The sequence below is a fragment of the Hymenobacter citatus genome (assembly GCF_014333615.1).
GTDB lineage: Bacteria > Bacteroidota > Bacteroidia > Cytophagales > Hymenobacteraceae > Hymenobacter > Hymenobacter citatus.
Genome location: NZ_JACSCY010000009.1, coordinates 123514 through 146666 on the forward strand (window position 1 = coordinate 123514; position 23153 = coordinate 146666).

Genomic DNA, 23153 nt, shown 5'->3' on the forward strand with positions numbered 1-23153 from the left:
GGTCAACGCAGCATGGGGCGCAGACCAGAGGTATGTTATCTTGCCGGCTGATGACTTCTGCCTCCTTACCCCTTAACCTACGGACGACGCCCCTACCCTTGGTGCCCCTCCTCGAAACGGCCGATCTGTACCTGCGTGCCCCCTACCCCACCGATCTGCCGGAAGCCGCTGCCATGCACACCGACCCGGTCTTTTATCGTTTTCTGGGCAACAAGCCCAATTCTGAAGAAGAGGTGTGGCGCCGTATGCTAGCGCAGCTAGGGCACTGGGCTATGTTGGGCTACGGTGCGTGGGCTATCGAGGAAAAAGCTACTGGCCGATACCTAGGCACAGTCGGTTTCTTTGATTTCCAGCGCGACCTCACACCCTCACTTAAAGGTATACCAGAGGCAGGCTGGGTACTGGCTCCGCACGTGCACGGCCGTGGCTACGGCTCGCAGGCGCTGCATGCTGCACTGGCCTGGGCTGATGCGCAGCTACCAACAAATCGTATCACCTGCATCATCGACCCCGATAATATAGCCTCCCTGAATTTGGCGCGGAAATTTGGCTTTCAGGAGTTTGCCCGCGCTACCTATCACAACGATACGATTGTTGTGTTGGAACGGCTGCGAGAAGACAAAAACCTCTCTGTTGAGTAACAGGCAAAAGCAAGGCGCCCTGTCGCCCCACAGGAGAATCCCGCAGAGCGACAGGGCGCTATTTTCAGCCTCGGCGGTGCTATAACCTAGTTTTCGGTCAGAAGCTGATCAATCGTCTTGTTGAATTCGGCAATTTCCTGGTCGTAGTATTTGCCGGTACCGGGGCCAGAGAAGCCCGTGTGAATCTTGCGCACTTCCCCTTTCTTATCCAGGAAAATAGTAGTAGGAAAGGCCAGCACCTTCTCTACCTGGGGTAGGGATTTGGCGGCGGCGTCCTTGTCGGCCACGCCGGCCACGGCCACATCATAGCCCACGTTGAAGCGTTGCTTCATCTTCCGCAGTTTCTCGGCAGCTTTCTTCTGGTCGGGCGTGCGCTCGTAGCCCAGCCCAATGATTTCGACGCCGCGCTGCTTATTTTTCTCGTACCACGGAGCCAGGAAGTTGGTTTCGTCCATGCAATTGGGGCACCACGAGCCCAACAGCTGCACCACCACTACCTTGCCCTGGTACTTGGGGTCGGAGGGCGAAATACTGCCGCCTTCCAGCACACTGGGGAATTTAAACGTCAGCTTTTTCTGCCCTGGCTTCATGCCCGCCAGTGAGTCGGCGTTGGGTAGCTTGGCATTGGGGTCGAGGGTGGCCGTCCAGGTTTCGTGGCCACTTTTGCCGCTGTAGAAATCGCCCTGCAATGTGTTATTTGCTTGTTTAGTCGCCGTGAACAGGAAACCGTGGCTACCGTCGAAAGTAGAGAGGCGGAGCGTGTCGCCGTTGGCTTGGCCCGCCAAGTAGCGGTAGTCGCCGGTGGTGGTCAGGAAGGTGCCCGTCACGTCGTGGCCTTTTTGCTCGAATACGCCTACGGCAGGGTAGGAATCTTCGGGCTTATTGCCTTGAAATGTGACGCGCCAAGTGCCATTGAAGTCAGCTGGGTTGAGTTGTTGTTTGCTGAGAAACAGCTGTTGCCCGCCCAGCTGCGCCGTAAACGGCACGCGGTAGGGCTCTTTGGCATCATACTTCACCCAGGCACCCGTCAGCTGCCCGTCGCCGGCGGAGCGCACGACCAATGCCGCATCAAACGCCCCCAGCCGGATGGTCGTGGAGTCGCCAGCCGTAGTGATTTCATCCAGCTTCAGGCGCTCCTCGCCATTGCGCAGGTACACCACGGGTTGGTTGGCTGAGTCTTTCTCGACCACGAATAAAAAGGGGATCTGCTGACCCTGCGCTGTAAGAACACCGCGCCACGGACCTTCGCGCAACGGACCGGAAGGCTGGTCGGCGGCAGAATCAGCGGTTGTACGGTCGCCGGAATTGGAGGTGCAGGCGGCTATGGTGAGGGCAGTAGCAGCACCCAAGAGGAGCTTCTGAAAAACAGACATATTCTAAACAAGGTAAGGAATGAGTCAAAGCTAAACTACTACGGTAGGTAGTTGGTTTATAGACTAAGTTCTGGCTAAGATAAAGTTTGGGTAGCGCAACGCCGGGCAACTATATTTGCGTACCTATTAGGAAGTTTACCCTAGTTCACCTTTTCCCTTTTTGCATTATGGCGTTTGACTTAGAAATGATTCAGGCCGTGTACGCCGGTATGGGCCAGCGCATTGAAGCCGCCCGTGCCGCCGTTGGCCGCCCGCTCACCTTAACCGAAAAAATCCTGTACTCCCACCTCTACGGCGGCGACGTAAAACAGGCTTACGAGCGGGGCGTTTCCTACGTCGATTTCGCTCCCGACCGCGTGGCTATGCAGGACGCAACCGCCCAAATGGCGCTGCTCCAGTTTATGCAGGCCGGCAAGCCCAAGGTAGCGGTGCCCAGCACCGTACACTGCGACCACCTGATCCAGGCCAAAGAAGGCGCTTCGGAAGATTTGGCCACGGCCAACGACGAAAACAAGGAAGTATACGATTTCCTGGCTTCGGTTTCCAATAAATACGGTATCGGCTTCTGGAAGCCCGGCGCTGGCATCATTCACCAGGTAGTACTCGAAAACTACGCCTTCCCCGGCGGCATGATGATCGGTACGGACTCGCACACGCCCAACGCGGGTGGCCTCGGCATGATTGCCATTGGGGTAGGCGGTGCCGATGCGGTAGACGTGATGGCTGGCATGGCCTGGGAACTGAAATTCCCGAAAGTAATTGGCGTGAAGCTGACCGGCAAGCTGTCGGGCTGGGCTTCGGCCAAAGACGTGATTTTGAAAGTAGCTGGTATTCTGACCGTGAAAGGCGGCACCGGCGCTATCGTAGAATACTTCGGCGAAGGTGCCGATAACCTGAGCTGCACCGGCAAAGGCACCATCTGCAACATGGGCGCTGAAATTGGGGCTACTACCTCGGTGTTTGGCTACGATGATAAGATGGCCGACTACCTGCGCTCTACCGACCGCGCCGACGTGGCCGAGCTGGCCAACGGCATCCGCCAGCACCTGCGCGCCGACGACGAAGTGTACCAGGATTCGGAAAAGTACTTCGATCAGCTGATCGAAATCAACCTGTCGGAGCTGGAGCCTTACGTGAACGGCCCGTTCACGCCGGACGCCGCCTGGCCGATTTCGCAATTCGCGGCGGCTGTAAAAGAGTTTGGCTGGCCTGAAAAGCTGGAAGTAGGCCTGATTGGCTCCTGCACCAACTCGTCGTACGAGGACATCACCCGCGCCGCTAGCATTGCCCAGCAGGCTGTGCAGAAAGGCCTGTCGGTAAATGCTGAATTCACCGTAACGCCCGGCTCGGAGCAGGTGCGCTACACGGTAGCCCGCGACGGCCTCCTCGACACCTTCGCCCAGATGGGTGGCGTGGTGCTGGCCAACGCCTGCGGTCCGTGCATCGGCCAGTGGGCCCGCCACACCGACGACCCCAAGCGCAAGAACTCCATCATCACCTCGTTCAACCGCAACTTTGCCAAGCGCAACGACGGCAACCCGAATACGCACGCTTTCGTGGCTTCGCCCGAAATCGTAACGGCCTTCGCCATTGCCGGTGATTTGACTTTCAACCCCCTCACCGACACCCTACCCACCAAAGACGGCCAGCAAGTGAAGCTGGACGAGCCGATGGGTATTGAACTGCCCTCCCAGGGCTTTGCCGTAGAGGATGCCGGCTTCCAGGCGCCCGCTGCCGATGGCTCGGGCGTGGAGGTTGTTGTTAATCCTACCTCGGAGCGTTTGGAATTGCTGGAGCCCTTCAAAGCGTGGGAAGGCACCGACCTAAAAGGGTTGCGTCTGCTCATCAAAGCCAAAGGCAAGTGCACTACCGACCACATCTCGATGGCCGGTCCGTGGTTGAAGTACCGTGGTCACTTGGATAACATTTCCAACAACATGCTCATCGGGGCTACCAACGCCTTCAACGACGAGACCAACTCGGTACGCGACTTCGTAGTGCAAGGCGACGGCTACAACACCGTGCCGCAGGCCGCTCGTAGCTACAAGAGCATGGGCATCGGTACGGTAGTAGTAGGCGACGAGAACTACGGCGAAGGCAGCTCGCGTGAGCACGCCGCCATGGAGCCCCGCCACCTGGGCGTGCGCGCCGTGATTGTGAAGTCGTTTGCCCGTATCCACGAAACCAACCTGAAAAAGCAGGGGATGCTGGCCCTCACCTTCGCCGACAAGAACGACTACAACCTGATCGAGGAAGCCGATACCATCGACATCCTGGGCCTGACGGACTTCCAGCCCGGCAAGCCCTTGCAGGCCCGCCTGCACCACGCCGATGGCGACACCGACCTTATCACCCTCAACCACACCTACAACGAGGGGCAGATTGCGTGGTTCAAAGCCGGTTCGGCCCTCAACTTGATCCGCTTGCAGGAGTCGGGCCAGGTACCTACCGACACGGCTGGTAACCTCGTGTAACGAGTTGGTGTAGTTTGCTCTACCTTCTAAAAGCCGCTTCTCTCACGTAGAGAAGCGGCTTTTTATGTTGCCGAGGGTAGGAAGCGCTGGTTACTTTTCGGCTGAAATCGTATGAAGGAAAAAGCTCAACACTCTTTATGGCAACAGCGCTTCAGAAGATAGGAAAAGGAATTGCCTATACCGGCACAGGTATTTTGGGAGCGGTAGCGCTGTATTTGGGCACGTCGTTTATCTTATCACGCATTCCGGTGGGTACGCGCACCCCACCAACCGAGGGCGCTATTGAGGCCTTTATCTTATCCAACGGGGTGCATACTGACATTGTACTACCCGTGCGTACCTCGCAAATCGATTGGAGCGAGTTTATTCCCTACACCGATACGCCCGCTTCCGATACTACCATGCGCTATGTGGGCTTTGGGTGGGGCGACAAAGGCTTCTACCTCGATACGCCTACCTGGGCCGATCTGAAGGTTAGCACGGCCTTTGAAGCCATGTTCTGGCTCAGTTCCTCGGCCATGCACACCACATTCTATCACGAGCCCAGCGAAGGCCCCGATTGCGTACGCATCTATCTCAAGCCCGCCGATTACGCCCGCCTGATTGAGTTTATCAAAAATAGCTTCCGCTACGATGCGCAGGGTAGGGTGCAGCACATCACAGGCCATAGCTACGGCCGCTACGATGCGTTTTATGAGGCCAAGCGCGTGTATAACCTATTCTACACCTGCAACACCTGGGCAAACGATGGCCTGAAAGTCGCCAACCAAAAGGCCGCTCTCTGGACACTGTTTGATTCGGGTATTTTCTATCAGTATCGGTAGCACACGTTATAAAGTAGCCACTTGTTCGGGCTGCGTCTCGCGCGGCTTTTCGATGAGGTAGTAATAAGCTAGAATACTCAGGCCCAGCAGAAATGGTACTAAGGCTAAGTGTTTGCCCGTGAAGCCGTAGCCGAGTTGTACCGCGTCAAAACCAGCAAATTCGCTGATCATCCAGTAAGAGTTGGCTGTAATCCAGAACACAATGGCTAGATTATGTGCCAGCTCGGCTTTAATGCCGCGGGTGCGCCACGTAATGAGCAACGCAATACTCAGGGTAGGAAAGATCATGCTAATACCAAGAGGTTTCCAGATCATGCACCAGCCAATATCCTTGAGTAGCCAGAAAAGAATGTGTAGGTTTTCCAAGCGTCGGTACGCTGCGGGAATGGTGTACACAAACTGTTCGGAGGGCGGAGTCATACGGTGAAATGTTAGTCCGAACAAAGGTAGGAACACCACATCGGCTGGAAAAGTAACGCAGTTATAGACAGCTATTCTCCAACAAAATCGTAGTATAGCCGAGAACTGTCTGCACTTTTTCCAAACCTACCATGATTACATACGAACAGATTTTCGAGAACAACCGCCAGTGGGTAGCCAACAATGAGGCATCCGGCCCGGACTTTCTGAAGCGTTTGGCCTCTGATCAACGCCCTGATTACTTGTACATTGGGTGCAGCGACTCGCGCGTAACAGCCGAAGAATTGATGGGCGTGGCCCCCGGCGAAGCTTTTGTGCATCGCAATATTGCCAACATGGTGATTAACATCGATTTGAACGCCATGTCGGTGATTGAATATGCTGTGTTGCACCTTGGGGTGAAGCACATTGTGGTATGCGGGCATTACGGTTGTGGTGGCGTAAAAGCAGCGATGCAACCAAAGGATCTGGGCATTATGAATCCCTGGCTGCGTAACATCCGTGACGTATATCGCTTGCACCACACCGAGCTAGATGCTATTGAGGATACCGATGCTCGCTATGACCGTTTAGTGGAGCTAAATGTGCAGGAGCAGTGCGTGAATGTCATTAAAACCGCTGTGGTGCAGCAGGCCTACCTCAAGCAAGGCTACCCCATTGTACACGGATGGGTATTCGACTTGCGAACTGGTCTGTTGAAAGATCTGAACCTGGATTTTGAGCACATCCTGCACGACATTCAAGACATTTATAACCTGAGTGAAGAGACACTGTATGGCGGCAAAAGCACGCCCGCCTTGGAGATTGGGAAGGAAGCGAGTGTAGAAAACAAACGATAGAACCGGCGCTAAATAAAAACGGCTGCTTCCGTGTAGCGTAACGGAGGCAGCCGGTAAGGCGTGAAGAAACGGCTGGCTAGTTAGTTCAGCCAGATGCTGGCAACAGGCGCAAAGCGCTTAGCTGCAAACGCACCATAAGGTGCCTCGGCGTAGAAACCCAGAATGTGCACCTGCGGCTCACCAGTACGGGCGTGTGCTAACACGCGCACAGGATAGATCTGGCCCGCTTCGGGCCATTCGCCTACATAGTCAGCCGGGCGACACGAGTCGTCTACGCAGCGGGCAAAATGCTGCACGGGCGTTGGAACGGGTAATTTGACTTTCGACATATCCAAAGATACGAATATTGATTCGAATCTAAGCAAATTAGTACTTATATATTCTAAATTTAATGCGGCTTTAATAGTCAAATAGTTATAATAAATGCGTATAAATTGTACTTTTTTGTATAGAGTTGTTATATAGTATTCTTACTATGTTTTATTGCATTTGCTAACATAATTAGTTTATTATTGTTTCTTATAAAACGTATATAATCTTGTGGTTAGTATGCTGAGGAGCAAGACGCACTAAGCCAGAAACCATTTTGGCTATGGCTGCACAACTATTCGTTGAGAAAGTGTACTACCATTAGCTGAGTATGCTTGCAGGAGGTACAGCCCCGCTGGATACGGATGCAAATCCAGCACAGTACGGGTAGTAGCTGCCTGTTGCAATACCACAGCGCCTGCCTGATTAAACAAACGGATGCCAACAGGAGAGAAGGTAGGCGGTACCTCTATATGCAGTTTTCCGGTAGTAGGATTTGGGTAGACCTGCCAGGTGATGCTAGGCGACGCCAAGCGCGTGGGTAGCACCTGTGCGAAGCGCTGGCGGGCGTCGTCGGCAGCCGCTTGTAATTCTGGCAACGATGATGCCCCCAACACGGCCAGCGTTAGAGTAGTGGAGTCGCCGGGTGGGAGGGCGCGCAGAGTGGCGCCTACCAGCTGCGATATATCGGCGCCATAGGGTAGGCCGGCACTGGCATATGTAGTTCCGTTGCTGAGGCCAGCATATTTCTCGGCGCGGCTAAAACCCTCGGCAGCTGGTGCTACCAGACCCGTAGTAGCTGCATTGTTGATGGCATAATACGCTGGCGCACCACCATCCAGAACTTGTACACCCGCATACAGATCAGGCGTAGCTACACTATACACATACCCCAGCGAGCGGCTGGCATCCCACAGGGCCACGTTACGGGCGGCATCGCGGGGGAGGTCCCAATCCATAAACAGGCCAGCGTATAGCGGCTTTAGTGTATCAGGTGTCATATTTGTGAGCCGATACTGCAGTACTACATAGTTGCGGGCGGGAGCAGCAGCCCAAGCATAGGCGTGTTGGTGCACACGTACCCCTACCGTGCGGTTGCGTGTAGCACTGGGTAGCGAGTCCTGAAATACCCCTTGCGCCTCTTGCGTGGCCCGCACAGGGCGGCTGAAGAGCGTCTGACTTTGCATGTAAAAATCCTGATCGGTACCCTTGGCACCACGCACTTGGCTGGAAACACGCGTGGGCGAGGTAGCTACCACCAATCCCCCTTCATATAGAAGCGAGCTGCCTTGACGATAAGTAACCCCTTCTCCAATGCCGGAGGCAGGGTTGTCGTAGCCCAACGTGCCCTGGCTGGCTAGGGTAAGCTGTAAGTCGTTGGCATTGAGTACTACATAGCCAGGATTTAATACTACCGTTAGATACTGTGTGGCCTGGTAACCATTGTCAGCCGTTAGCCGGCACTCAATCAGTGCTTTGGCATTGAGGGGCGTATTGGCAGCAATCGTCAGTCGAAAGGGGCGGTCGATGTTGGTGGCTCTTCCGAGGGTAGGGAGGGCTGCCACGCCAAAAACAGCAGCAGGAGTGGTGAGGTAGGGAGAAAGTGATGTGAGAGACACCTGTAGATTAGTTACCGGCTGCAAAAGATTTTGCACCTCTATCTCCAACTCCTGTTGCCCTACGGTATTGGTGCGCAGTACCTGATTGCGTACGACTCGCACAGCGCGCGCATCGGTGGTTAGCACAGCTCGGTATGCATCTAACCGGCCTGTGCCCAGCTTGCCTATGTAGGCCGCATTACCGGGAAGAGTGTAAATATCGGGATTGGTAGTGGCACGTAACTGCGCAAGTACTTGTGCTGCTGAATAGGTAGGAAACCGACTGCGCACCAACGCCGCCACACCTGCCGCAATAGGCGAAGCATACGACGAACCCATTACTGCCGTATAGCCATCGATATAATCGCCCCATGCTGTTAGAATATCAGTACCTGGCGCACACAAATCAACGCGACGGCTATAAGTTAAGGTGCCTTTCGTATTATCAGCTTTTAGACCAGCCACTGACAGTACATGGTCGTAGCTGGCAGGATAAACATCCTCTTCCAAATTAGTATTGCCGGCTGCTGCTACAATCACCACGTCCCGGTTTACAGCAACGTAGCTGATAATATCCTGCTCGAACTGAGAGCGGTTACCTGGTCCGCCCCACGATAGATTAATTACCTGACAACCGTGCTCGGCTGCGTACACCATCGATTCATAACCCGCAAAAGCGCCTTGGGCCGTACTGGGATATATTTTGAGAGGCAAATAGCGACACTTATAGCCTACTCCAGCTATACCCTTAGCATTATCAGGTGTGCCTGCTGCTATGCCGGTAACCAGTACACCATGTTTCTTAGGACCTAGCAGTGCGTCAACGTAAGGGTTATTGTCGTTGTCGGCCAAGTCCCAGCCTCTAAAGTTGTCTACGTAACCATCATTGTCATTATCAATGCCATCAATTGGGTCTGCATAGTTGTACTTTACCTGACCTAAATCTTGATGGTCAAAGCGAATACCCGTATCAGAAATACCAATTACAACGGTTGTATCGCCCTTCGTGATATCCCAGGCACTGTACGCTCGAATGTTGCGCAGGTAATATTGCCCATCGGCACGGGTGGAGTCAGCCAGAGGGTCGTTGGGCTGAGACAGGGGCGCGTAATAGTAAAGCGGCTCGGCGTATAATACGGAACCAGTATTCTGAAGTAGGTGCCGTGCTCGGTCAAGGTCCGTGGGGGTAGGCAGCTGGATTTCATAAATCAAGCTGATATCTACCGATTCGGGCTTTTCAGGATCGGGGAGGAGTGTATGGCTGAATTTTTGGTGCAGGTGCGTCGCGCCAAGACGTTGCAGCGCGGTCACCAAGGTAGGTTCAGCAATAGCAGTAGCAGTAGCCAGATGACGTAGCTCCGGCTTCAAACGGAAAACCAACCGTCCTGGCTGTACGGTGGGGGCTGAAGATGTAGCCGAACCAGACTGTTGAGCTGCTACCCGCATAACAGGTAGCAACCAGCAAATCAGCAAGAAATAACGAATAGCGCGTAGCAGTAGCTGCATCGGGAGCGGATGAGGGAGCGGTAGAAAGTACTGACCATCTGCTAGTCCATACGAACTTGCCGATGAGTACGGATTCGTCCGCTTGTGTGGCTCTCAATTACTGCAAGAACCCCGCCTTTTTGCGCGTGTTTCGCCGGCCGCTTAGTTGCCCGTAGGCCGCTCACTACCCGAGGCTTCCGGGGCGCATTCTTTACCTGTTACTTTGCCAGTGGCGTCAAACATAATCTTGATGGGCTGCGTGTCGGTGGCACTACCGAAAAGGTAGGACCACGTGTGGCCATTGCCAGTAGCGTCGTCGCCAGTAGGTTCACCCATTAGGTGGCGCACTTGCTCCTGCGTCATTCCTGTAGTTACCTCGGCGCAGCTAACCGCGTTTTTGTAGCTTTCCTGCGCGGTGCAGGCACTCAGTAGCAAGGCAGCAGCAGCGGCCAGCGTAGCGTGTAGTTTCATAGGGTAGGGTACTTCTAAACGATGTCGCGCAGGTCGTTGCGCAGGTTTTCGATGCCCCGCGCTATTTCTTCCCACAGGCTTTTATTTTGTTCCGACAGCGTAGTGCCAGTCGTGTGTTCGGCGGGGGCAGGGCCGAGCTGCGCAACCAGTTTTGCCCGCTTGGCTTCCAGTGCCGCCGCGTGCTCGTGGTAGGTGGCGTGCGAGCCGGCAGTGGTAGCGTGGGCGCGGTTGTGCAGTGTTTTTATTTTGGCGTCCAGTTCCTCCAACGCCTGCCGTAAGTCGGCATCGGAAAGGTGTTGGGGTACGCGCACATTTTCGGGAGTGGGAACAGACGACATAGGGTAGAAATGATAGAGCTGACCGATTATCGGCGGCTGTTCTTGCTTCTACTGATTACAGAATGGGGAAGTTGTGCAGTAGTGCAATGAAAAGATGGTGAGGTGGTGAGTTTGTTACTGTTTTGGCACTATTGGCGCAGTGCAGAACGCCAAACTCACTATTTCACTATCTCACCATGCCACCGGCACGCCTAATTCTCTCGCCAGCGGTGCGGCGGCCGATTGATAGAGCCGTGTCAGCAGCTCATTGATGCTGTCGGCCAGCTCCACATGGTAGTCTTCGTGCAGTTTCTGGGCTTGTTTGAGGGCTTCTTGCGTGCGGCGGGCCACGTGCTGCAACAAGGGCTGGGTAGGGCCGTGCAGACGGGCCATGCTTTCGGGTTGGTGCGCAAACACGTTCAGCAGCAGACGGAAGCTCAGCTCCACCTCCCCGTAAGTGTCGCCCGTAATTTTGGTGTGGTAAGCCAGCCGGGCCTGGAGCTGCCGCAAAATCACGAGCAGGTCGTTGGGGGTTTGGTGGTAGCCGCGCACGGGGTCGTCTACTTGTTGGCGCAAGCGGTGGCGGCGGTCCTCCAACGCGTCGGGGCCTTCGAGTAGGCGGTAGCTGAGCTGCTCCGTGAGCACGCTATCCTGAGCCACGAGGCGGGCCAGCAGTTGGTCTTTTTCTTTCTGGCGAAGGTTGAATAAGGCTTTACGCAGGTCGGGGGGTAGGGCGGGCATTGGGCTTTTGATGGGCTGATATGCTGATCGATGATTGTTTGAAATATTCGTGCAACCTTATCAACTTTGAGATAGTTATGAAACAGATTGAGACGAATTTGACACAGTCCTGAGACAAAAATAGCCGGCACCACACGGGCACCGGCTACCTGCAACTAGTGATGTTCGAGCCAGTAGCTAACTACGGCTCTAATCACCGCTCTCACAGCTGTTTTGCATAGCTCTAGGGAGACGCGAAAGAAGCTAAACCGGTCAAGCCCCTTCCGCTTTCGTACGCATCTTACGCTCCTTGTCGATTGAATTTAGGTGTTACAGCACCTACTTTCTGAAACCCCGATTGCTCCAACAGTCGGGGTTTCGTCTTTTCAAAGACTACCGTGTTGGTGAGGTGTAACCGTACGCTTGTACCAAAGATAAAATGGTAGCCAGATAGTTTGTTACGGCAGTTTCAACAACCTCAGCAGCGCCGGGCGCGCGCAACACGCCCCTACTCCTCCGCTACTTCCTGTGCCTCGGGCTGGATGCGGCCGGCCAAAGCCAGGCGGTTCTTTTCCTCATCAAACTCGTTCTCGCTTTTGGCAATGACCACCGTGGCCACGGCGTTGCCGATGATGTTGGTAATGGCCCTCGATTCCGACATAAACCGATCTACGCCCAGCAGTAGAGCCATGCCTTCCACGGGAATCACCTTGGTAGCGGCCAGGGTAGAGGCCAGCACAATAAAGCCCGAGCCCGTAACGCCCGCCGCGCCCTTGCTCGTCAGCATCAAAATACCGATGATAGTGAGCTGCTGCGTAAGCGAAAGGTCGATGCCAAAGGCCTGGGCCAGGAAAATGGCCGAGATGGACAGGTAGATGGTGGTGCCATCAAGGTTGAAGGAGTAGCCCGTAGGAATCACCAGGCCCGCCACCGAGCGCGAGCAGCCAAAGGTTTCGAGCTTATCGATGAGCAGAGGGAGGGCCGACTCCGACGACGACGTGCCCAGCACAATCAACAGTTCTTCCTTGATAAAGCCCAGCAGCGTCAGAATACTGAATTTGTAGCGCCACGCCACCAGCCCTAGCACCCCAAAGATGAACAAGGCCATAGTGCCGTACACGGTCAGCATTAGCTTGGCCAGGGGTAGGAGCGTGCTGATGCCGTACTTCCCGATGGTGAAGGCCATGCCACCGAAGGCGCCCAGCGGCGCTAGCTTCATTACCAGGCCCAGCACCGCAAAAAAGATCTGGCTCAGCTTCTCAAACATGCCGATAACCGGCGCGCTGATATCGACTTTCACCTTGCTCAGGGCCAGCCCAAACAGCACGGCTATCAGCAGCACTTGCAGCACGTCGCTTTCGGCGAAGGCGCCCACAAAGCTGTCGGGTACGATGTGGGTAAAGAATTTTACCCAGTCCATGTTGGCGCCTTTTTCGGCGTACTCGGCGGTTTGGCTGGCCTGGGCGGCCACGCCGCTGGTGTCGATGCCGCGGCCGGGCTGGGCCAGATTGGCTGCGCCTACCCCAATCACCAGCGCAAACGTGGTGATGATTTCAAAGTAGAGAATGGCCTTGCCCCCCACGCGTCCTACCTTCTTCAGGTCGCCGATGTTGCCAATGCCCAGCACCACCGTCAGGAAGATGATAGGCCCAATCAGCATTTTGATCAGGTTGATGAACGTGTCGCCGATGGGCTTCAGCGCCGCGCCTACCTCCGGGAAAATAGAACCAACTAAAATACCCAGCGCAATGGCCGTCAGAACCTGAAATGTGAGGTTACGGGAGAGTTTCTTCATGCAGCGCGAAGCTACGAAAGCGGGCGGTAGAGTAGAAAGTATGTCATCCTGAGCGCAGCGAAGGACCTTCTCACGGCAGAACGACCTACGTCAGATAGTAACTACCTAATGTGAGTCGTTCTGCCGTGAGAAGGTCCTTCGCTGCGCTCAGGATGACAGGTGAAAAGGAGTTACTTCTTCGCGTAGGCCACGCGGTAAATCACTCCATTCGCATCATCCGATACCAGCAAGGAGCCATCGGCGTGTTGGGCAATGCCGCACACGCGGCCAAATTGCGCCTTATCGTTGTCGACGAGCCAGCCGGTCACAAAATCCTCAAACTTTTCGGGTTGGCCCTGCTGGTTGAAGTGCACGCGCACCAGTTTATAGCCCGAGGGCTCGGCGCGGTTCCAGGAGCCGTGCATGGTCACGATAGCATCGTTTTGATATTCCTGCGGAAACTGTTTGCCGTTGTAAAACACCATGCCCAGTGGGGCCGAGTGGGCTTTGTACAACAGCTTAGGCTTCTCGGTTTTAGCGGCATACTGCTCATAGCTCTGGCCGCCGGGCGGCTCATCGGCGGGGTTGGCTTTACCGTCTTCAAACACAAACGGCCAGCCATAGTTGCCGCCTTTTTTGATTTCGTTCAACTCCTCGTGCTGCTGCTCGTCGCCCAGCCAGTCGATGCCGTGGTCGAAGCCGAACAGCTGGCCCGTGCGCGGGTGCCAGCCAAAGCCGATGGTGTTGCGCAGGCCCTGCGCGTACACGGTGCGGCCCGAGCCGTCGGTCTTCACTTGCAGCAGGGTCGCGTTTTCCTTGTTGTTCTCGTCGCAGGCGTTGCAGGTGCTCCCCACCGAGAGGTAGAGCGTGCCGTCGGGGGCGAAGTTGAGGGTGCGGTTAGGGTGCTGGCCGGCGTCGGGTAGGTCGTCGTAGAGACGCTTGAGCTGGCTCAGCGAGCCGTCTTTCTGAATATCGGCCACGTACAAATCCCGGATGGCTGCCACGTAGAGCTTGCCGTCTTTGATGGCTAGGCCGTGCAGGTTGTCGGCCTGGGCTACCTGCTTGGTTTGGTCGGCGCGGCCGTCTTTGTTGGTGTCGCGCAGGAGCGTAACGGTGCCTTTGTCGCGGTTTGATACGTACACGTCGCCGTTAGGGGCCACGGCCAGCATCCGGGGCTTCTCCAGTTTATCGGCAAACTTGGTGATTTTAAAGCCGGGCGGGGCCTTTAGCTGTGCCACTCGGGCATCGGTGGGGTCTACCTGCTCGGGCTTGAATATGTGGCCGTCGTAGGATGCTTTGACGGACTTCTGGTAGTCGTTTTGGGCGGCGGCGGTGAGCGTAGTCGCCAGGGCCGCCGCGGTTAAGGTGTGGCGCAGTAGATGCATGGTTGAATGAGGTAGGGTGTGTCCTATTCAACTGCGGATAAAGAGGTAGGGTTACGGCTGCCAGCGGAATTGCATTGTTTTCCACATAGACACGATGCCGATGAGGAAAAGGAGAAATAAGGAATTACGCCAAGGTGAAATAAAAAAAGGTAAAATGAATTGCTTTAAGCGGCTAAGAAATGATTCTTTAGCTTCCTCTGAATAATTAATTATTTCTATGTGGTCACTAGTGCCGCATATGAACATATAAGATTTTTCAGTGATTGATGTCGGCACGTATTTTTCAGTAATGGCATAAAAAGTAGTAGGAGAATGAAATATATCAAACCAATATTTCTTGATGTTGCTTTTTTTCATAATATCTAATATAGTGATCATGCTAACATATTTTGACTTAGGTTGAAGTATAATACGCATGCCTTTTTCTTGTAAAGTATCTATCTGGTACTGAAGCGCTATTTTACTTGCGAATGATAGTGAAATAGAATCCTGCAACTTATTGCCAGTTACAATGAAATTGTCCCATTTGCGAAACCTTTCTAGTTTGTCTTTTGACAGGGAGTATGGTGGGGGATTAATGCCTGGATCATTAGTCGGATAAGGCGGTGGCATGTTCAGTTCAATGACATATTTCGGCTTTAATCGAACATCCCTGCTCACCCACATACACCCCATCAGCAGCAGAAACGCCAGCGCCAGCAGCCCCGGTGGGAAAAACAACTTACGGCGGTAGCGGCGTGGGAAATACATCGGCTTATCCTAATAACTCCTGATTCACATACACATACGTATACCGATGTGCTACCCCTTCGGGTACCTGCGGCAGCTGCTGCTGCGTCCAGGTATCATCGTCGTAGATGCCGGCCAGTTGGGCTTCGATAGCGTCCAGCGGTAGCTCGGCCAGGGTAGGGTCGAGCTGGGTGGCACGCTGGTGCAGCTCTTCAGGCGTGGTGGCCAGCGTGGTGGGGGTAGGGGCCTCGGTGGTGGGCAGGCGTTGCAGCGCGGCCAGTACTTGGGGCGTGAGGTATTGCTTCATACAGTAAGGTAGGATAGAGCCTAAGCTACGCAAAAACCACCGAAGCCTACGAAACGGCCGTCCGCGTTAGACCGTACGCACAAGCTCCAATCACCTTTTGCTCTGCCTGCATGAACTTTCTGACCGTCGGCCACGACGCCCAACACCAGCCTATCCGCCTGCACTATGTCGATTTGGGCGAGGGCGACCCCATCGTGCTGCTGCACGGCTACCCCGCCAGCCTGGAGATGTGGGAGCCGCAATTGCGCGAGCTGCCGCGCCACGGCGCACGCGTAGTGGCCTACTCCCGACGCGGCTTCGGCTACTCTGATAAGCCCTGGAATGGCTACGACTACGACACCTTGGCCGACGACCTAAAGGCCGTGCTTGATACGCTAGACCTGCACAACGTGACGTTGGTAGGCTTTTCGATGGGTGGGGGCGAGGTGGCTCGTTACATGCGCCGCCACCAGGGCGCCAGGGTAGGTAAGGTAGTGTTCGTGTCGTCGGTGACGCCCTACCTTTTTCAGGATGAGACTAACCCTGCGGGACTGAGCGAAGAAGACCGCGAGGAGGAAATTGCCCGTGTCCGCGCCGACCGGTTCGAGTTCTTGCGCAACTACAACCGGCAATTTTACAGCAGCGGCCTGTTGCACGCTTCCGTGGGCAGTGCTTCACTGCAATGGATGCAACAGCTCTGCCAGCACGCTGCGCCCTGGGCTACCGAAGCCTGCATTGCGGCCTTCGGTACCACCGATTTCCGCGCCGATCTGGCCTTTCTGAGCCTGGCCGTACCCATCCCTACCCTAGTTATCCACGGTAGCCACGACGAGCTAGCTGCCGCCGATGCAGGCGGGCGCCGCATGTGGCAATACGTGCCCCAAGCTGCCTACCTCGAATACGACGGTGCCCCGCACGGCCTGTTTCTGACAGATAAAGACCGGTTCAACCGCGACCTACTGAACTTTGCCAAGCACGGACTGAAAGGGCTGGAATAGACAAAACCTCAGTTTCTGAACGCTGTAGAGATGTCTCCTTGCGTCTCGTCGTTGAACGACTCGCGTTAGCACCGCTCTAGCAAACAACATCAACAACGACGAAACGTCTCTACAGTGCGCAACGGCGTTTTAAAATTTTAAAGAGGATGCGCACTCAGCGGGCTTTGTCCAGCCAGTGTTTGAGGCGCCGCCGAATGGGGATATCCAGCCAGATTAACGTTAGGTAAGCCAACAAAATCAGCGCGGCGGTTGCCAGCGGTACCAGAACACGTAGCTGGTTGGTATCGGGTTTTTGTGTTTGGAAGTAGCTATAAAACAGCCAGATAAATGGATAGTGTATGATATAGAGCGGGTAGGAAATCTCGCCGGAAAACCGACAAACCGTTGCCGCCCGTCCGGATACCTGCGCGCCGGCGCCCAGGGCAATCAGCAACGGGAAGTAAACAATGGCGATAAGTGGCTCGGTTATCCAGTTGTACTGATCTGAAAACGGAGAAAGCAAGGCAAGAAGCAACAGCACACCTACACCGCCCAGCCCAAGCCGCGACGGCAGTATCCACCGCGAGCGGTATACTAGCATACCTGCCAGAAACGAGAACAACACCCGGCTGCCGCCGCCCCAAAACGTTTCGCCGCTCCACCCAACAGACAGATTTTTAAAATGATACGCCGTATAGAAAAGGACCGCGGCCGCACTAAGTGCTAAAATCCATAGGCCTTTATTGCGCAGCCTGAAAAGCAGCGATGCGTAGAAAATGCTGGCTACGTATTCCCACAATAGCGACCACGTGGGCGGGTTTAAGTGGTAAATATTGGCGTACCGCTCCGTGACTAGCGGATAGGGAACGAGTAAGCCAGACGATATGACCAGTAGAAAGGTTTTCCCCGCTCCATAAACAGCATATAAATCAACCAGTGGGTCAAAAAGAAATTCGAGCAAACCCACTACAGTACCGATAAGAATCAGCGGGTGCAGGCGAATAAGTCGCAGTGCGAAAAAGCGCCCAATACTCATCTCGGCAATTCTATTGTCATATGCATAAGCAATGACAAAACCCGATAAGCAGAAAAAGAAATCAACGGCTAAATACCCGTGCCCGATAAAATTCTTGCTGGAATCAGGGATAATAATTTCCATGAAGTGAAATACCACCACGGCTACAGCGGCTACCCCTCGAAGGCCATCCAGTATTTCTAAATGAGGCCTGCTAGCAAGAGAAGTAGGCGGAGATAGTGTTGATTGCATAGTAGAATTCCAGGAAGTACGTTGCTGTGTGATAGAGTTTTCACAGGGAGTAGTTGGCCAAACTACTATAAATCTGTTATATCGACCTGCCGAGCGCGCAACGCATAAAATTGCCCAAACAAACACCCGTTACTTCCCGTTGGGCACAACACACCTTGCTGCTCCCTGATGTCCTACCGCTACTCGCTGCTGCTGCTAATACTGCTGCCCGCCACTCTGCGCGCCCAAACCACACCTTCTGATACAGCGCGCGTGCTACCAGAAGCCACGGTGGTAGGCTACGGCCAAAACTTGCCACTGCGCCGCACGGCTGCCGCCGTGGGCGTGATAGACGCCCGCGTTATCGGCCGTTTCAACGAAGCCAGCCTGGCTGAAGCCGTAAACACGCTGCCCGGCGTGCGACTGGAGGAGCGCGCCACGGCCAGCTACCGGCTCAACATCCGCGGCAGCTCGCTCCGCTCGCCCTACGGTGTGCGCAATGTGAAGGTGTACTACAACGATATTCCGTTTACGGACGCCACCGGCAGCACGGCCCTCAACCTGCTAGACGCCGCAAGTATAGGGCGCATTGAGGTGCTGAAAGGCCCGGCCGGCAGCGTGTACGGCGCCGGCACGGGTGGCGTGGCCCTCTTAAGCAGCCGCCAACCCGAGATAGGCACCACGCGGGCACAAGTGGGTTTTACGGCGGGTAGCTACGGGCTACGGCGCTACGCGGCTGTGGCCGAAAGCGGTATGGCTACTAGCTCCATCCGGGCGCAGTACGTGCGCCAGACCCTCGATGGCTACCGCCAGCAAAGCGCCCTGCGCCGCGACGTGGTAGCGCTGGATGGAGAGTTTCGGCCATCGGCCAAGCAGACCGTGGGCGTGCACGTGCTCTACACCGATATCGACTATGAGCTGCCCGGCGGCCTCACGCGGGCGCAGTTCGAGCAGAACCCGCGGCAGGCGCGGCCCAGCACGGCCACCGCGGCGGGCTCGGTGGCGCAAAACACATTCTACGCCTCGCGCACGGCGCTGCTGGGCGTGTCGCACGAGTACCGCTTCACGGAGCGCTTTTCCAACAAAACCACGCTCTACACCACCGGCAGCGCCATCCGTACGGCGGCTATTACTGACTATGAGCGCAATACCCAGCTGGGCGGCGGCGGGCGCACTACGTTCACCTACCGCACGGCGCTGGCCGGGCGCACGCTACGCCTCACGGCCGGCGGCGAGCTGCAAACGGGTTTCTTGGATGGACGCAGCTTCCAGAACCTGCGTGGTAGGGTAGGGGCGCTGCGCTACAACGACGAGGTACGCACGCTCACAGGCTTCGGCTTTGCGCAGGCTGATTATGAGCTGCCCGCCGATTTCCTGCTGACCGTGGCCGCCAGCTACAACCGCCTGCGCTACCGCATTGCGCGGGTATCGGACGCTACCACCAATCCCGACGGCTACGAGCTGACGCGCACGTTCCGGCCGGAGGTGTCGCCGCGGGTGGCCCTGCTGAAGCAACTGACGCCGCAATGGTCGGTGTACGGCAGCGTGAGCACCGGCTACGCCCCGCCCACCACCGACGACATTCGTACTTCCGATGGTGCTCTGAACCAGGAGTTGCAGGCCGAGCGCGGCACCAGCTATGAAGTAGGCACCCGCGGCTCTTTCTGGCAAGAGCGCCTCACGTTTGATGTGGCTGCCTACGATTTCCACCTGAACCAAACCATCGTGACGCGCACCACCAACCAGGGCGTGAGCGTGTTCTACAATGCCGGCACCACCCGGCAGCGCGGGGTAGAGGCCACCCTAAGCGGCTGGTTGTGGCGCAATGCAGCCGTGGGTACCCAACCTACTGCCCTACCCACCGGCGTGCGTGCTTGGGCCAGCTACGTCTACCAGCGCTACCGATTCGGCGCCTACGAGTCGGGCGGAAATGATTTCAGTGGCAACCGCCTTACGGGCACCGCGCCGCATACGCTCACGGCCGGCCTAGACGCTACCTCACAGCTGGGTTTCTACCTCTACCCCACCGTTAACCACCAAGCTCGCCTACCCCTCAACGATGCCAACACGGAGTACGCCACCGGCTACTGGACCTTCGGCAGCCGCGCCGGCTGGCGCCGCACTCTGCTGGGCCGCCTGGAAATGGACGTGTTTGCGGGCGTCAACAACCTCACCGACCGCAACTACAGCCTCGGCAATGACCTAAACGCATTCGGCAACCGCTACTTCCAGCCCGCCAACGGCCGCAACTGGTACGGCGGCGCCACGGTAGGCTGGCGCTGGTAGAGAGTTGCAATAAATGGTGTGGAAAGCGTTCATATTGTCCGTAACAACCTGAGCAACATCTTATATAAAATCTAAATTATAAGGCGTTAAAACTGCCGATAGGCACCACTCAACTGCTTTTTGAATGAAGTTACATCTCTGATATTCTTTTATTAAAGTCAGATGCGTTCGTCTTTTGGTTTTCTCTCTATACTTTTTCCCGGTAGTATCACATTATGTTCAAGATCTAGTAGCTCACTCTAGCTTATATGCAAATAGTACAATTGGCTATGAAAACCATGTTCTCTTTTTGCCTATTGGCAATACCACTGTTAACTACTAGCTGTGAGACAGAAGATAAGCTAGAAGAATGCATGGGCTCTTGTACTACTATAACGGGCCGCCTGCTAACTGCAAATGGCCAGCAGGGCATCAAGGGTGCGCAAGTGTCTGTCAAATGGATCTATGGGCCGCCAAGCTGGCCAAAAGCAAAGCTAAAGAGTCAAACTACTACAGATGCTAATGGAAACTACCACACAAGTTTCTTTATTAAAGGCGGAGAGTTGGAAGACGGCTTCTTCGAGGTGATTTTTGGAGTCGACGACAAGAAATATTATACGATAGGAGTGGACGTAATTGCCTTATATGATGCTAAACGCGACACTATGATGCAATTATACAATTATATAATACCCCGCAAAGCCTATGTCAGATTGATGGTTACAAACCCCACGGAGATAGTAGGGTATTACAGTTCATCCTTTAATAATTGCTACGGTCACAACAGTACTTTTAGCTCTCAAATTCAAGGAGGCGGACCGGTAATTAATTGGAGTAGTCTACCCCTTGAGAATCCTTTACCAATAGCGGGAGACCAGCCCGTACTAATACGTACTTCAAAGATCAAAAACGGTGTCACGATATGGAATGTTGATTCTTTATTCGTGTCTGCCGGTGCTACAGCTAACTATACTGTAACCTATTGATAAATTAGATCTGCTAATCTGTAAGGCGCTACCGAGGATGAAAACGGTTTTTTGAAAATTCGCAAACTACTGCACAGCAGTTATCGTTGTCGAAGCCAGCGCGGCGGTAGTGCCCAGCCCTGCATTGCGCAGGAAATGCCGGCGTGAGGTAATATGTTTCAGATTGTGCATGCGTTCAAGAACGGTAGCTAGTCGTTGATAGGTAGCAGCAGTAACGGTAGGGTAGTCCGCTGTACCATCCGGGCCGTAACGCTGTGGCTGAACAAGTCGCCCAGCCACGTGTGCCGGTGCACCTGCGCAACTAGTAAGTCCGCTTTAACTTCCTGCGCACCCTGCGCAATACCATCGGCCATAGACAGGTGTCGCACACCGTGGTGGTGCGGACGCGAATCGACGGGTAATAAGCCGCTTTCCAGCACGTGTTGGCACGCCACAGTGGTACTGTCGTTGTCCTCCGGCTCGGCTACATGCAGAATGGTAAAGCGGGCCGACAGCTGATGCAGCCAGGCTATTATAGCGTTTGCCTGCGGGAGCAGGGAGAAGGGTTGATTGTCGGCAGCGATGCCAACGCACTGCGGCGGCATGGGGGTAGGAGCACTTTCGGGCACCACCAGCAACGGGCAAGGCAAATGCCCGAGCAGCTTGAGAGCTGTCGTCTGGGCTACTACTTCTGGCGAGCCTTTGGTGGCAGCCGGCCTACCCAGTACCAGCAAGGCAGGCTGATAACGCCGCACGCCGGCGGCCGCAGCTTCGGCCACACGCGCTACCGTGGCCTCCGTAACAACCGGCACCGACAGCTTTTCCCGTCTCTGCAACAAGGCCGTAGCAATTTCGCCCTCACTCAGCGGCGACAAGCTACCTGTAAGGGCCTCCGGGTCGAAAAGCGACGTGCGCTGCACGTGCAGCAAGACCAAGGTAGCACGTAGCTGCACCGCCAGTGCGTCGGCGTAGGCCAGCGCGTGGTCGGCGGCGGGCGAGAAATCAGTTAGAACAAGTAGATGCATCGGGCACTGAAGTTAAGTTCTGTAAAACGATACAAGCTCAAAATAGCCACCGCGTAGCAGATAGCAATGCAAAAGCCCGCTCTCCAACAAAACGGAGGAGCGGGCTTATGCCATATAAACCGCCGCTTAGCGGTTGTTGTCGTCGATGGGGTTGTTGAAACCCGGATTCATCAGTTCGTCGGTTTGGCTGCTGGTGTCGGAATCGGGGCCGGCCGTGGGCGTATCGGGTAAGCCATGCGAGGCTTCGTCCAGCATGTCGGAGGTGTCAAGCGTACCTTCTTCGTCCTTTTTATAAGAGTACAATTCGTCGTGGTGCTTGCGCTGCTCCTCAGACATGGGTTGGTTGTCGGAGGTATTGTTTGCTGAATCAGCCATGATGTGCTAGATAAGGTCGGAATTACAGATTATCCTCGTTTGGGTCGGGTCCTACTGTGGTAGGGTTGCCGGGCTCGTTGGTAGGCCAGTTGCGGGTGCCGCTGCCGTAGCGCGGGTCGTCGTCGGCCCAAGAGGCACGGCTTTCGTCTTCCTGAGCGTCGTCGCCCATTGCTTTCGCTACCCCGCCTGGGTCTTGGTTTTGGGCTACGCCGCCGCGCTGGAGCGGGTCAACTGTATCGGGCGCGGCCGAGCCACCGGGGTTGGTGCCGGCTGGCTTGTGTTCTGTGTCACTGGTAGTTGTGTGCGGCTGCTTGCCAAAGTCACCATAGCCGGGTGTGCCAGCGTTGGGCTGCGCTGCTTGTGGATTGGGCTGCAAGGGTTGGTTGGCTACCTCTTTGCCTTCCTTCAAATTGAAGACGTCCTGGTTTTCGTGCGGTTCGCGCAACTCACTGAACTCGTCCGGATTATCGTTGCTGCCGTCGTTGGGGTGCTTTTGCATGGGAGAGAGACTTAGGGTGAAACGGCGGAAAAACGGTGGAAATGACCGCCTCCGCTTCCTGAACTACGTAAAGTGGGCAGCACGTGGCTACGTCCGGCCGCAAAAAATGCCTGCGTGGCCTGTGCGCACCGCTTTGTTTTTCGCTTTCAACATTTT

23 protein-coding genes are annotated in these 23153 nt (G+C 55.3%); 7 read left to right on the forward strand and 16 right to left on the reverse strand.

Annotated elements, in window-relative coordinates:
• Nucleotides 1–50: 50 nt before the first annotated feature.
• Nucleotides 51–641: a GNAT family N-acetyltransferase gene (locus H8B15_RS12850; protein WP_187320086.1), complete on the forward strand. Its 591-nt coding sequence runs from the start codon at nt 51–53 to the stop codon at nt 639–641.
• An 86-nt stretch (nt 642–727) separates the two neighbouring features.
• Here the strand turns inward: H8B15_RS12850 and H8B15_RS12855 are convergent, their stop codons facing one another.
• Nucleotides 728–2014, reverse strand: coding sequence for a TlpA disulfide reductase family protein (locus tag H8B15_RS12855; protein WP_187320087.1), 1287 nt, complete (start codon nt 2012–2014; stop codon nt 728–730).
• A gap of 167 nt (nt 2015–2181) precedes the next feature.
• Between H8B15_RS12855 and H8B15_RS12860 the strand changes: the two genes are divergently transcribed.
• On the forward strand, nt 2182–4488 hold the full coding sequence (locus tag H8B15_RS12860; RefSeq protein WP_187320088.1) for an aconitate hydratase: 2307 nt from the start codon (nt 2182–2184) through the stop codon (nt 4486–4488).
• 137 nt (nt 4489–4625) lie between these two features.
• On the forward strand, nt 4626–5312 hold the full coding sequence (locus tag H8B15_RS12865; RefSeq protein ID WP_187320089.1) for a TIGR02117 family protein: 687 nt from the start codon (nt 4626–4628) through the stop codon (nt 5310–5312).
• Between the two features lie 6 nt (nt 5313–5318).
• On the opposite strand, the gene H8B15_RS12870 is transcribed toward H8B15_RS12865, so the two are convergent.
• A complete protein-coding gene (locus H8B15_RS12870) occupies nt 5319–5732 on the reverse strand; it encodes a hypothetical protein (RefSeq protein ID WP_216859147.1) in 414 nt (137 codons plus the stop codon).
• Between the two features lie 131 nt (nt 5733–5863).
• On the opposite strand from H8B15_RS12870, the gene H8B15_RS12875 reads away from it, so the two are divergent.
• Nucleotides 5864–6571, forward strand: a complete 708-nt coding sequence (locus tag H8B15_RS12875; protein ID WP_187320090.1) for a carbonic anhydrase — start codon at nt 5864–5866, stop codon at nt 6569–6571.
• Between the two features lie 80 nt (nt 6572–6651).
• Here the strand turns inward: H8B15_RS12875 and H8B15_RS12880 are convergent, their stop codons facing one another.
• The 9 genes from H8B15_RS12880 to H8B15_RS12920 form a co-directional block, all read right to left on the reverse strand.
• Nucleotides 6652–6900, reverse strand: coding sequence for a hypothetical protein (locus tag H8B15_RS12880; protein WP_187320091.1), 249 nt, complete (start codon nt 6898–6900; stop codon nt 6652–6654).
• 261 nt (nt 6901–7161) lie between these two features.
• Nucleotides 7162–9984: a S8 family peptidase gene (locus H8B15_RS12885; RefSeq protein WP_187320092.1), complete on the reverse strand. Its 2823-nt coding sequence runs from the start codon at nt 9982–9984 to the stop codon at nt 7162–7164.
• 141 nt (nt 9985–10125) lie between these two features.
• Nucleotides 10126–10434, reverse strand: a complete 309-nt coding sequence (locus H8B15_RS12890; protein WP_187320093.1) for an outer membrane protein assembly factor BamE — start codon at nt 10432–10434, stop codon at nt 10126–10128.
• 14 nt (nt 10435–10448) lie between these two features.
• Nucleotides 10449–10772, reverse strand: coding sequence for a hypothetical protein (locus H8B15_RS12895; RefSeq protein WP_187320094.1), 324 nt, complete (start codon nt 10770–10772; stop codon nt 10449–10451).
• Between the two features lie 171 nt (nt 10773–10943).
• A complete protein-coding gene (locus tag H8B15_RS12900) occupies nt 10944–11492 on the reverse strand; it encodes a hypothetical protein (protein WP_187320095.1) in 549 nt (182 codons plus the stop codon).
• Nucleotides 11493–11979: 487 nt separating this feature from the next.
• Complete coding sequence (locus H8B15_RS12905) at nt 11980–13266, reverse strand: dicarboxylate/amino acid:cation symporter (protein ID WP_187320096.1); 1287 nt, start codon at nt 13264–13266, stop codon at nt 11980–11982.
• A 170-nt stretch (nt 13267–13436) separates the two neighbouring features.
• Entirely contained in the window at nt 13437–14630 is a 1194-nt protein-coding gene (locus H8B15_RS12910) for a PQQ-dependent sugar dehydrogenase (RefSeq protein ID WP_187320097.1), read from the reverse strand.
• Nucleotides 14631–14681: 51 nt separating this feature from the next.
• On the reverse strand, nt 14682–15380 hold the full coding sequence (locus H8B15_RS12915; RefSeq protein WP_187320098.1) for a hypothetical protein: 699 nt from the start codon (nt 15378–15380) through the stop codon (nt 14682–14684).
• 4 nt (nt 15381–15384) lie between these two features.
• The gene (locus tag H8B15_RS12920; RefSeq protein ID WP_187320099.1) at nt 15385–15666 is read right to left on the reverse strand and encodes a hypothetical protein; all 282 of its coding nucleotides are present in this window, start codon (nt 15664–15666) and stop codon (nt 15385–15387) included.
• A gap of 110 nt (nt 15667–15776) precedes the next feature.
• Here H8B15_RS12920 and H8B15_RS12925 point away from each other — a divergent pair, with 110 nt between their 5' ends.
• Complete coding sequence (locus H8B15_RS12925; RefSeq protein ID WP_187320100.1) at nt 15777–16643, forward strand: alpha/beta fold hydrolase; 867 nt, start codon at nt 15777–15779, stop codon at nt 16641–16643.
• A 154-nt stretch (nt 16644–16797) separates the two neighbouring features.
• Here the strand turns inward: H8B15_RS12925 and H8B15_RS12930 are convergent, their stop codons facing one another.
• A complete protein-coding gene (locus H8B15_RS12930) occupies nt 16798–17889 on the reverse strand; it encodes an acyltransferase family protein (RefSeq protein ID WP_187320101.1) in 1092 nt (363 codons plus the stop codon).
• 168 nt (nt 17890–18057) lie between these two features.
• Here H8B15_RS12930 and H8B15_RS12935 point away from each other — a divergent pair, with 168 nt between their 5' ends.
• Both H8B15_RS12935 and H8B15_RS12940 read left to right on the forward strand, forming a co-directional pair.
• Nucleotides 18058–20154, forward strand: a complete 2097-nt coding sequence (locus tag H8B15_RS12935) for a TonB-dependent receptor family protein (protein ID WP_187320102.1) — start codon at nt 18058–18060, stop codon at nt 20152–20154.
• A gap of 269 nt (nt 20155–20423) precedes the next feature.
• A complete protein-coding gene (locus H8B15_RS12940; protein WP_187320103.1) occupies nt 20424–21119 on the forward strand; it encodes a peptidase associated/transthyretin-like domain-containing protein in 696 nt (231 codons plus the stop codon).
• A 66-nt stretch (nt 21120–21185) separates the two neighbouring features.
• Here H8B15_RS12940 and H8B15_RS12945 read toward each other — a convergent pair whose 3' ends face one another.
• From H8B15_RS12945 to H8B15_RS12960, 4 genes are all read right to left on the reverse strand, one after another.
• Nucleotides 21186–21290: a twin-arginine translocation signal domain-containing protein gene (locus tag H8B15_RS12945; RefSeq protein ID WP_187320104.1), complete on the reverse strand. Its 105-nt coding sequence runs from the start codon at nt 21288–21290 to the stop codon at nt 21186–21188.
• Between the two features lie 17 nt (nt 21291–21307).
• A complete protein-coding gene (locus tag H8B15_RS12950; RefSeq protein ID WP_187320105.1) occupies nt 21308–22123 on the reverse strand; it encodes a universal stress protein in 816 nt (271 codons plus the stop codon).
• A 126-nt stretch (nt 22124–22249) separates the two neighbouring features.
• Nucleotides 22250–22498 (reverse strand): hypothetical protein, encoded by a 249-nt coding sequence (locus H8B15_RS12955; protein WP_187320106.1) that lies wholly within the window; start codon nt 22496–22498, stop codon nt 22250–22252.
• Between the two features lie 22 nt (nt 22499–22520).
• Nucleotides 22521–22997: a hypothetical protein gene (locus tag H8B15_RS12960; protein ID WP_187320107.1), complete on the reverse strand. Its 477-nt coding sequence runs from the start codon at nt 22995–22997 to the stop codon at nt 22521–22523.
• Nucleotides 22998–23153: the final 156 nt, after the last annotated feature.

Coding starts and splice junctions, on each gene's coding strand:
- H8B15_RS12850 (WP_187320086.1), top strand. CDS start 51: ATGACTTCTGCCTCCTTACCCCTTAACCTACGGACGACGCCCCTACCC.
- H8B15_RS12855 (WP_187320087.1), bottom strand. CDS start 2,014: ATGTCTGTTTTTCAGAAGCTCCTCTTGGGTGCTGCTACTGCCCTCACC.
- H8B15_RS12860 (WP_187320088.1), top strand. CDS start 2,182: ATGGCGTTTGACTTAGAAATGATTCAGGCCGTGTACGCCGGTATGGGC.
- H8B15_RS12865 (WP_187320089.1), top strand. CDS start 4,626: ATGGCAACAGCGCTTCAGAAGATAGGAAAAGGAATTGCCTATACCGGC.
- H8B15_RS12870 (WP_216859147.1), bottom strand. CDS start 5,732: ATGACTCCGCCCTCCGAACAGTTTGTGTACACCATTCCCGCAGCGTAC.
- H8B15_RS12875 (WP_187320090.1), top strand. CDS start 5,864: ATGATTACATACGAACAGATTTTCGAGAACAACCGCCAGTGGGTAGCC.
- H8B15_RS12880 (WP_187320091.1), bottom strand. CDS start 6,900: ATGTCGAAAGTCAAATTACCCGTTCCAACGCCCGTGCAGCATTTTGCC.
- H8B15_RS12885 (WP_187320092.1), bottom strand. CDS start 9,984: ATGCAGCTACTGCTACGCGCTATTCGTTATTTCTTGCTGATTTGCTGG.
- H8B15_RS12890 (WP_187320093.1), bottom strand. CDS start 10,434: ATGAAACTACACGCTACGCTGGCCGCTGCTGCTGCCTTGCTACTGAGT.
- H8B15_RS12895 (WP_187320094.1), bottom strand. CDS start 10,772: ATGTCGTCTGTTCCCACTCCCGAAAATGTGCGCGTACCCCAACACCTT.
- H8B15_RS12900 (WP_187320095.1), bottom strand. CDS start 11,492: ATGCCCGCCCTACCCCCCGACCTGCGTAAAGCCTTATTCAACCTTCGC.
- H8B15_RS12905 (WP_187320096.1), bottom strand. CDS start 13,266: ATGAAGAAACTCTCCCGTAACCTCACATTTCAGGTTCTGACGGCCATT.
- H8B15_RS12910 (WP_187320097.1), bottom strand. CDS start 14,630: ATGCATCTACTGCGCCACACCTTAACCGCGGCGGCCCTGGCGACTACG.
- H8B15_RS12915 (WP_187320098.1), bottom strand. CDS start 15,380: ATGTATTTCCCACGCCGCTACCGCCGTAAGTTGTTTTTCCCACCGGGG.
- H8B15_RS12920 (WP_187320099.1), bottom strand. CDS start 15,666: ATGAAGCAATACCTCACGCCCCAAGTACTGGCCGCGCTGCAACGCCTG.
- H8B15_RS12925 (WP_187320100.1), top strand. CDS start 15,777: ATGAACTTTCTGACCGTCGGCCACGACGCCCAACACCAGCCTATCCGC.
- H8B15_RS12930 (WP_187320101.1), bottom strand. CDS start 17,889: ATGCAATCAACACTATCTCCGCCTACTTCTCTTGCTAGCAGGCCTCAT.
- H8B15_RS12935 (WP_187320102.1), top strand. CDS start 18,058: ATGTCCTACCGCTACTCGCTGCTGCTGCTAATACTGCTGCCCGCCACT.
- H8B15_RS12940 (WP_187320103.1), top strand. CDS start 20,424: ATGAAAACCATGTTCTCTTTTTGCCTATTGGCAATACCACTGTTAACT.
- H8B15_RS12945 (WP_187320104.1), bottom strand. CDS start 21,290: ATGCACAATCTGAAACATATTACCTCACGCCGGCATTTCCTGCGCAAT.
- H8B15_RS12950 (WP_187320105.1), bottom strand. CDS start 22,123: ATGCATCTACTTGTTCTAACTGATTTCTCGCCCGCCGCCGACCACGCG.
- H8B15_RS12955 (WP_187320106.1), bottom strand. CDS start 22,498: ATGGCTGATTCAGCAAACAATACCTCCGACAACCAACCCATGTCTGAG.
- H8B15_RS12960 (WP_187320107.1), bottom strand. CDS start 22,997: ATGCAAAAGCACCCCAACGACGGCAGCAACGATAATCCGGACGAGTTC.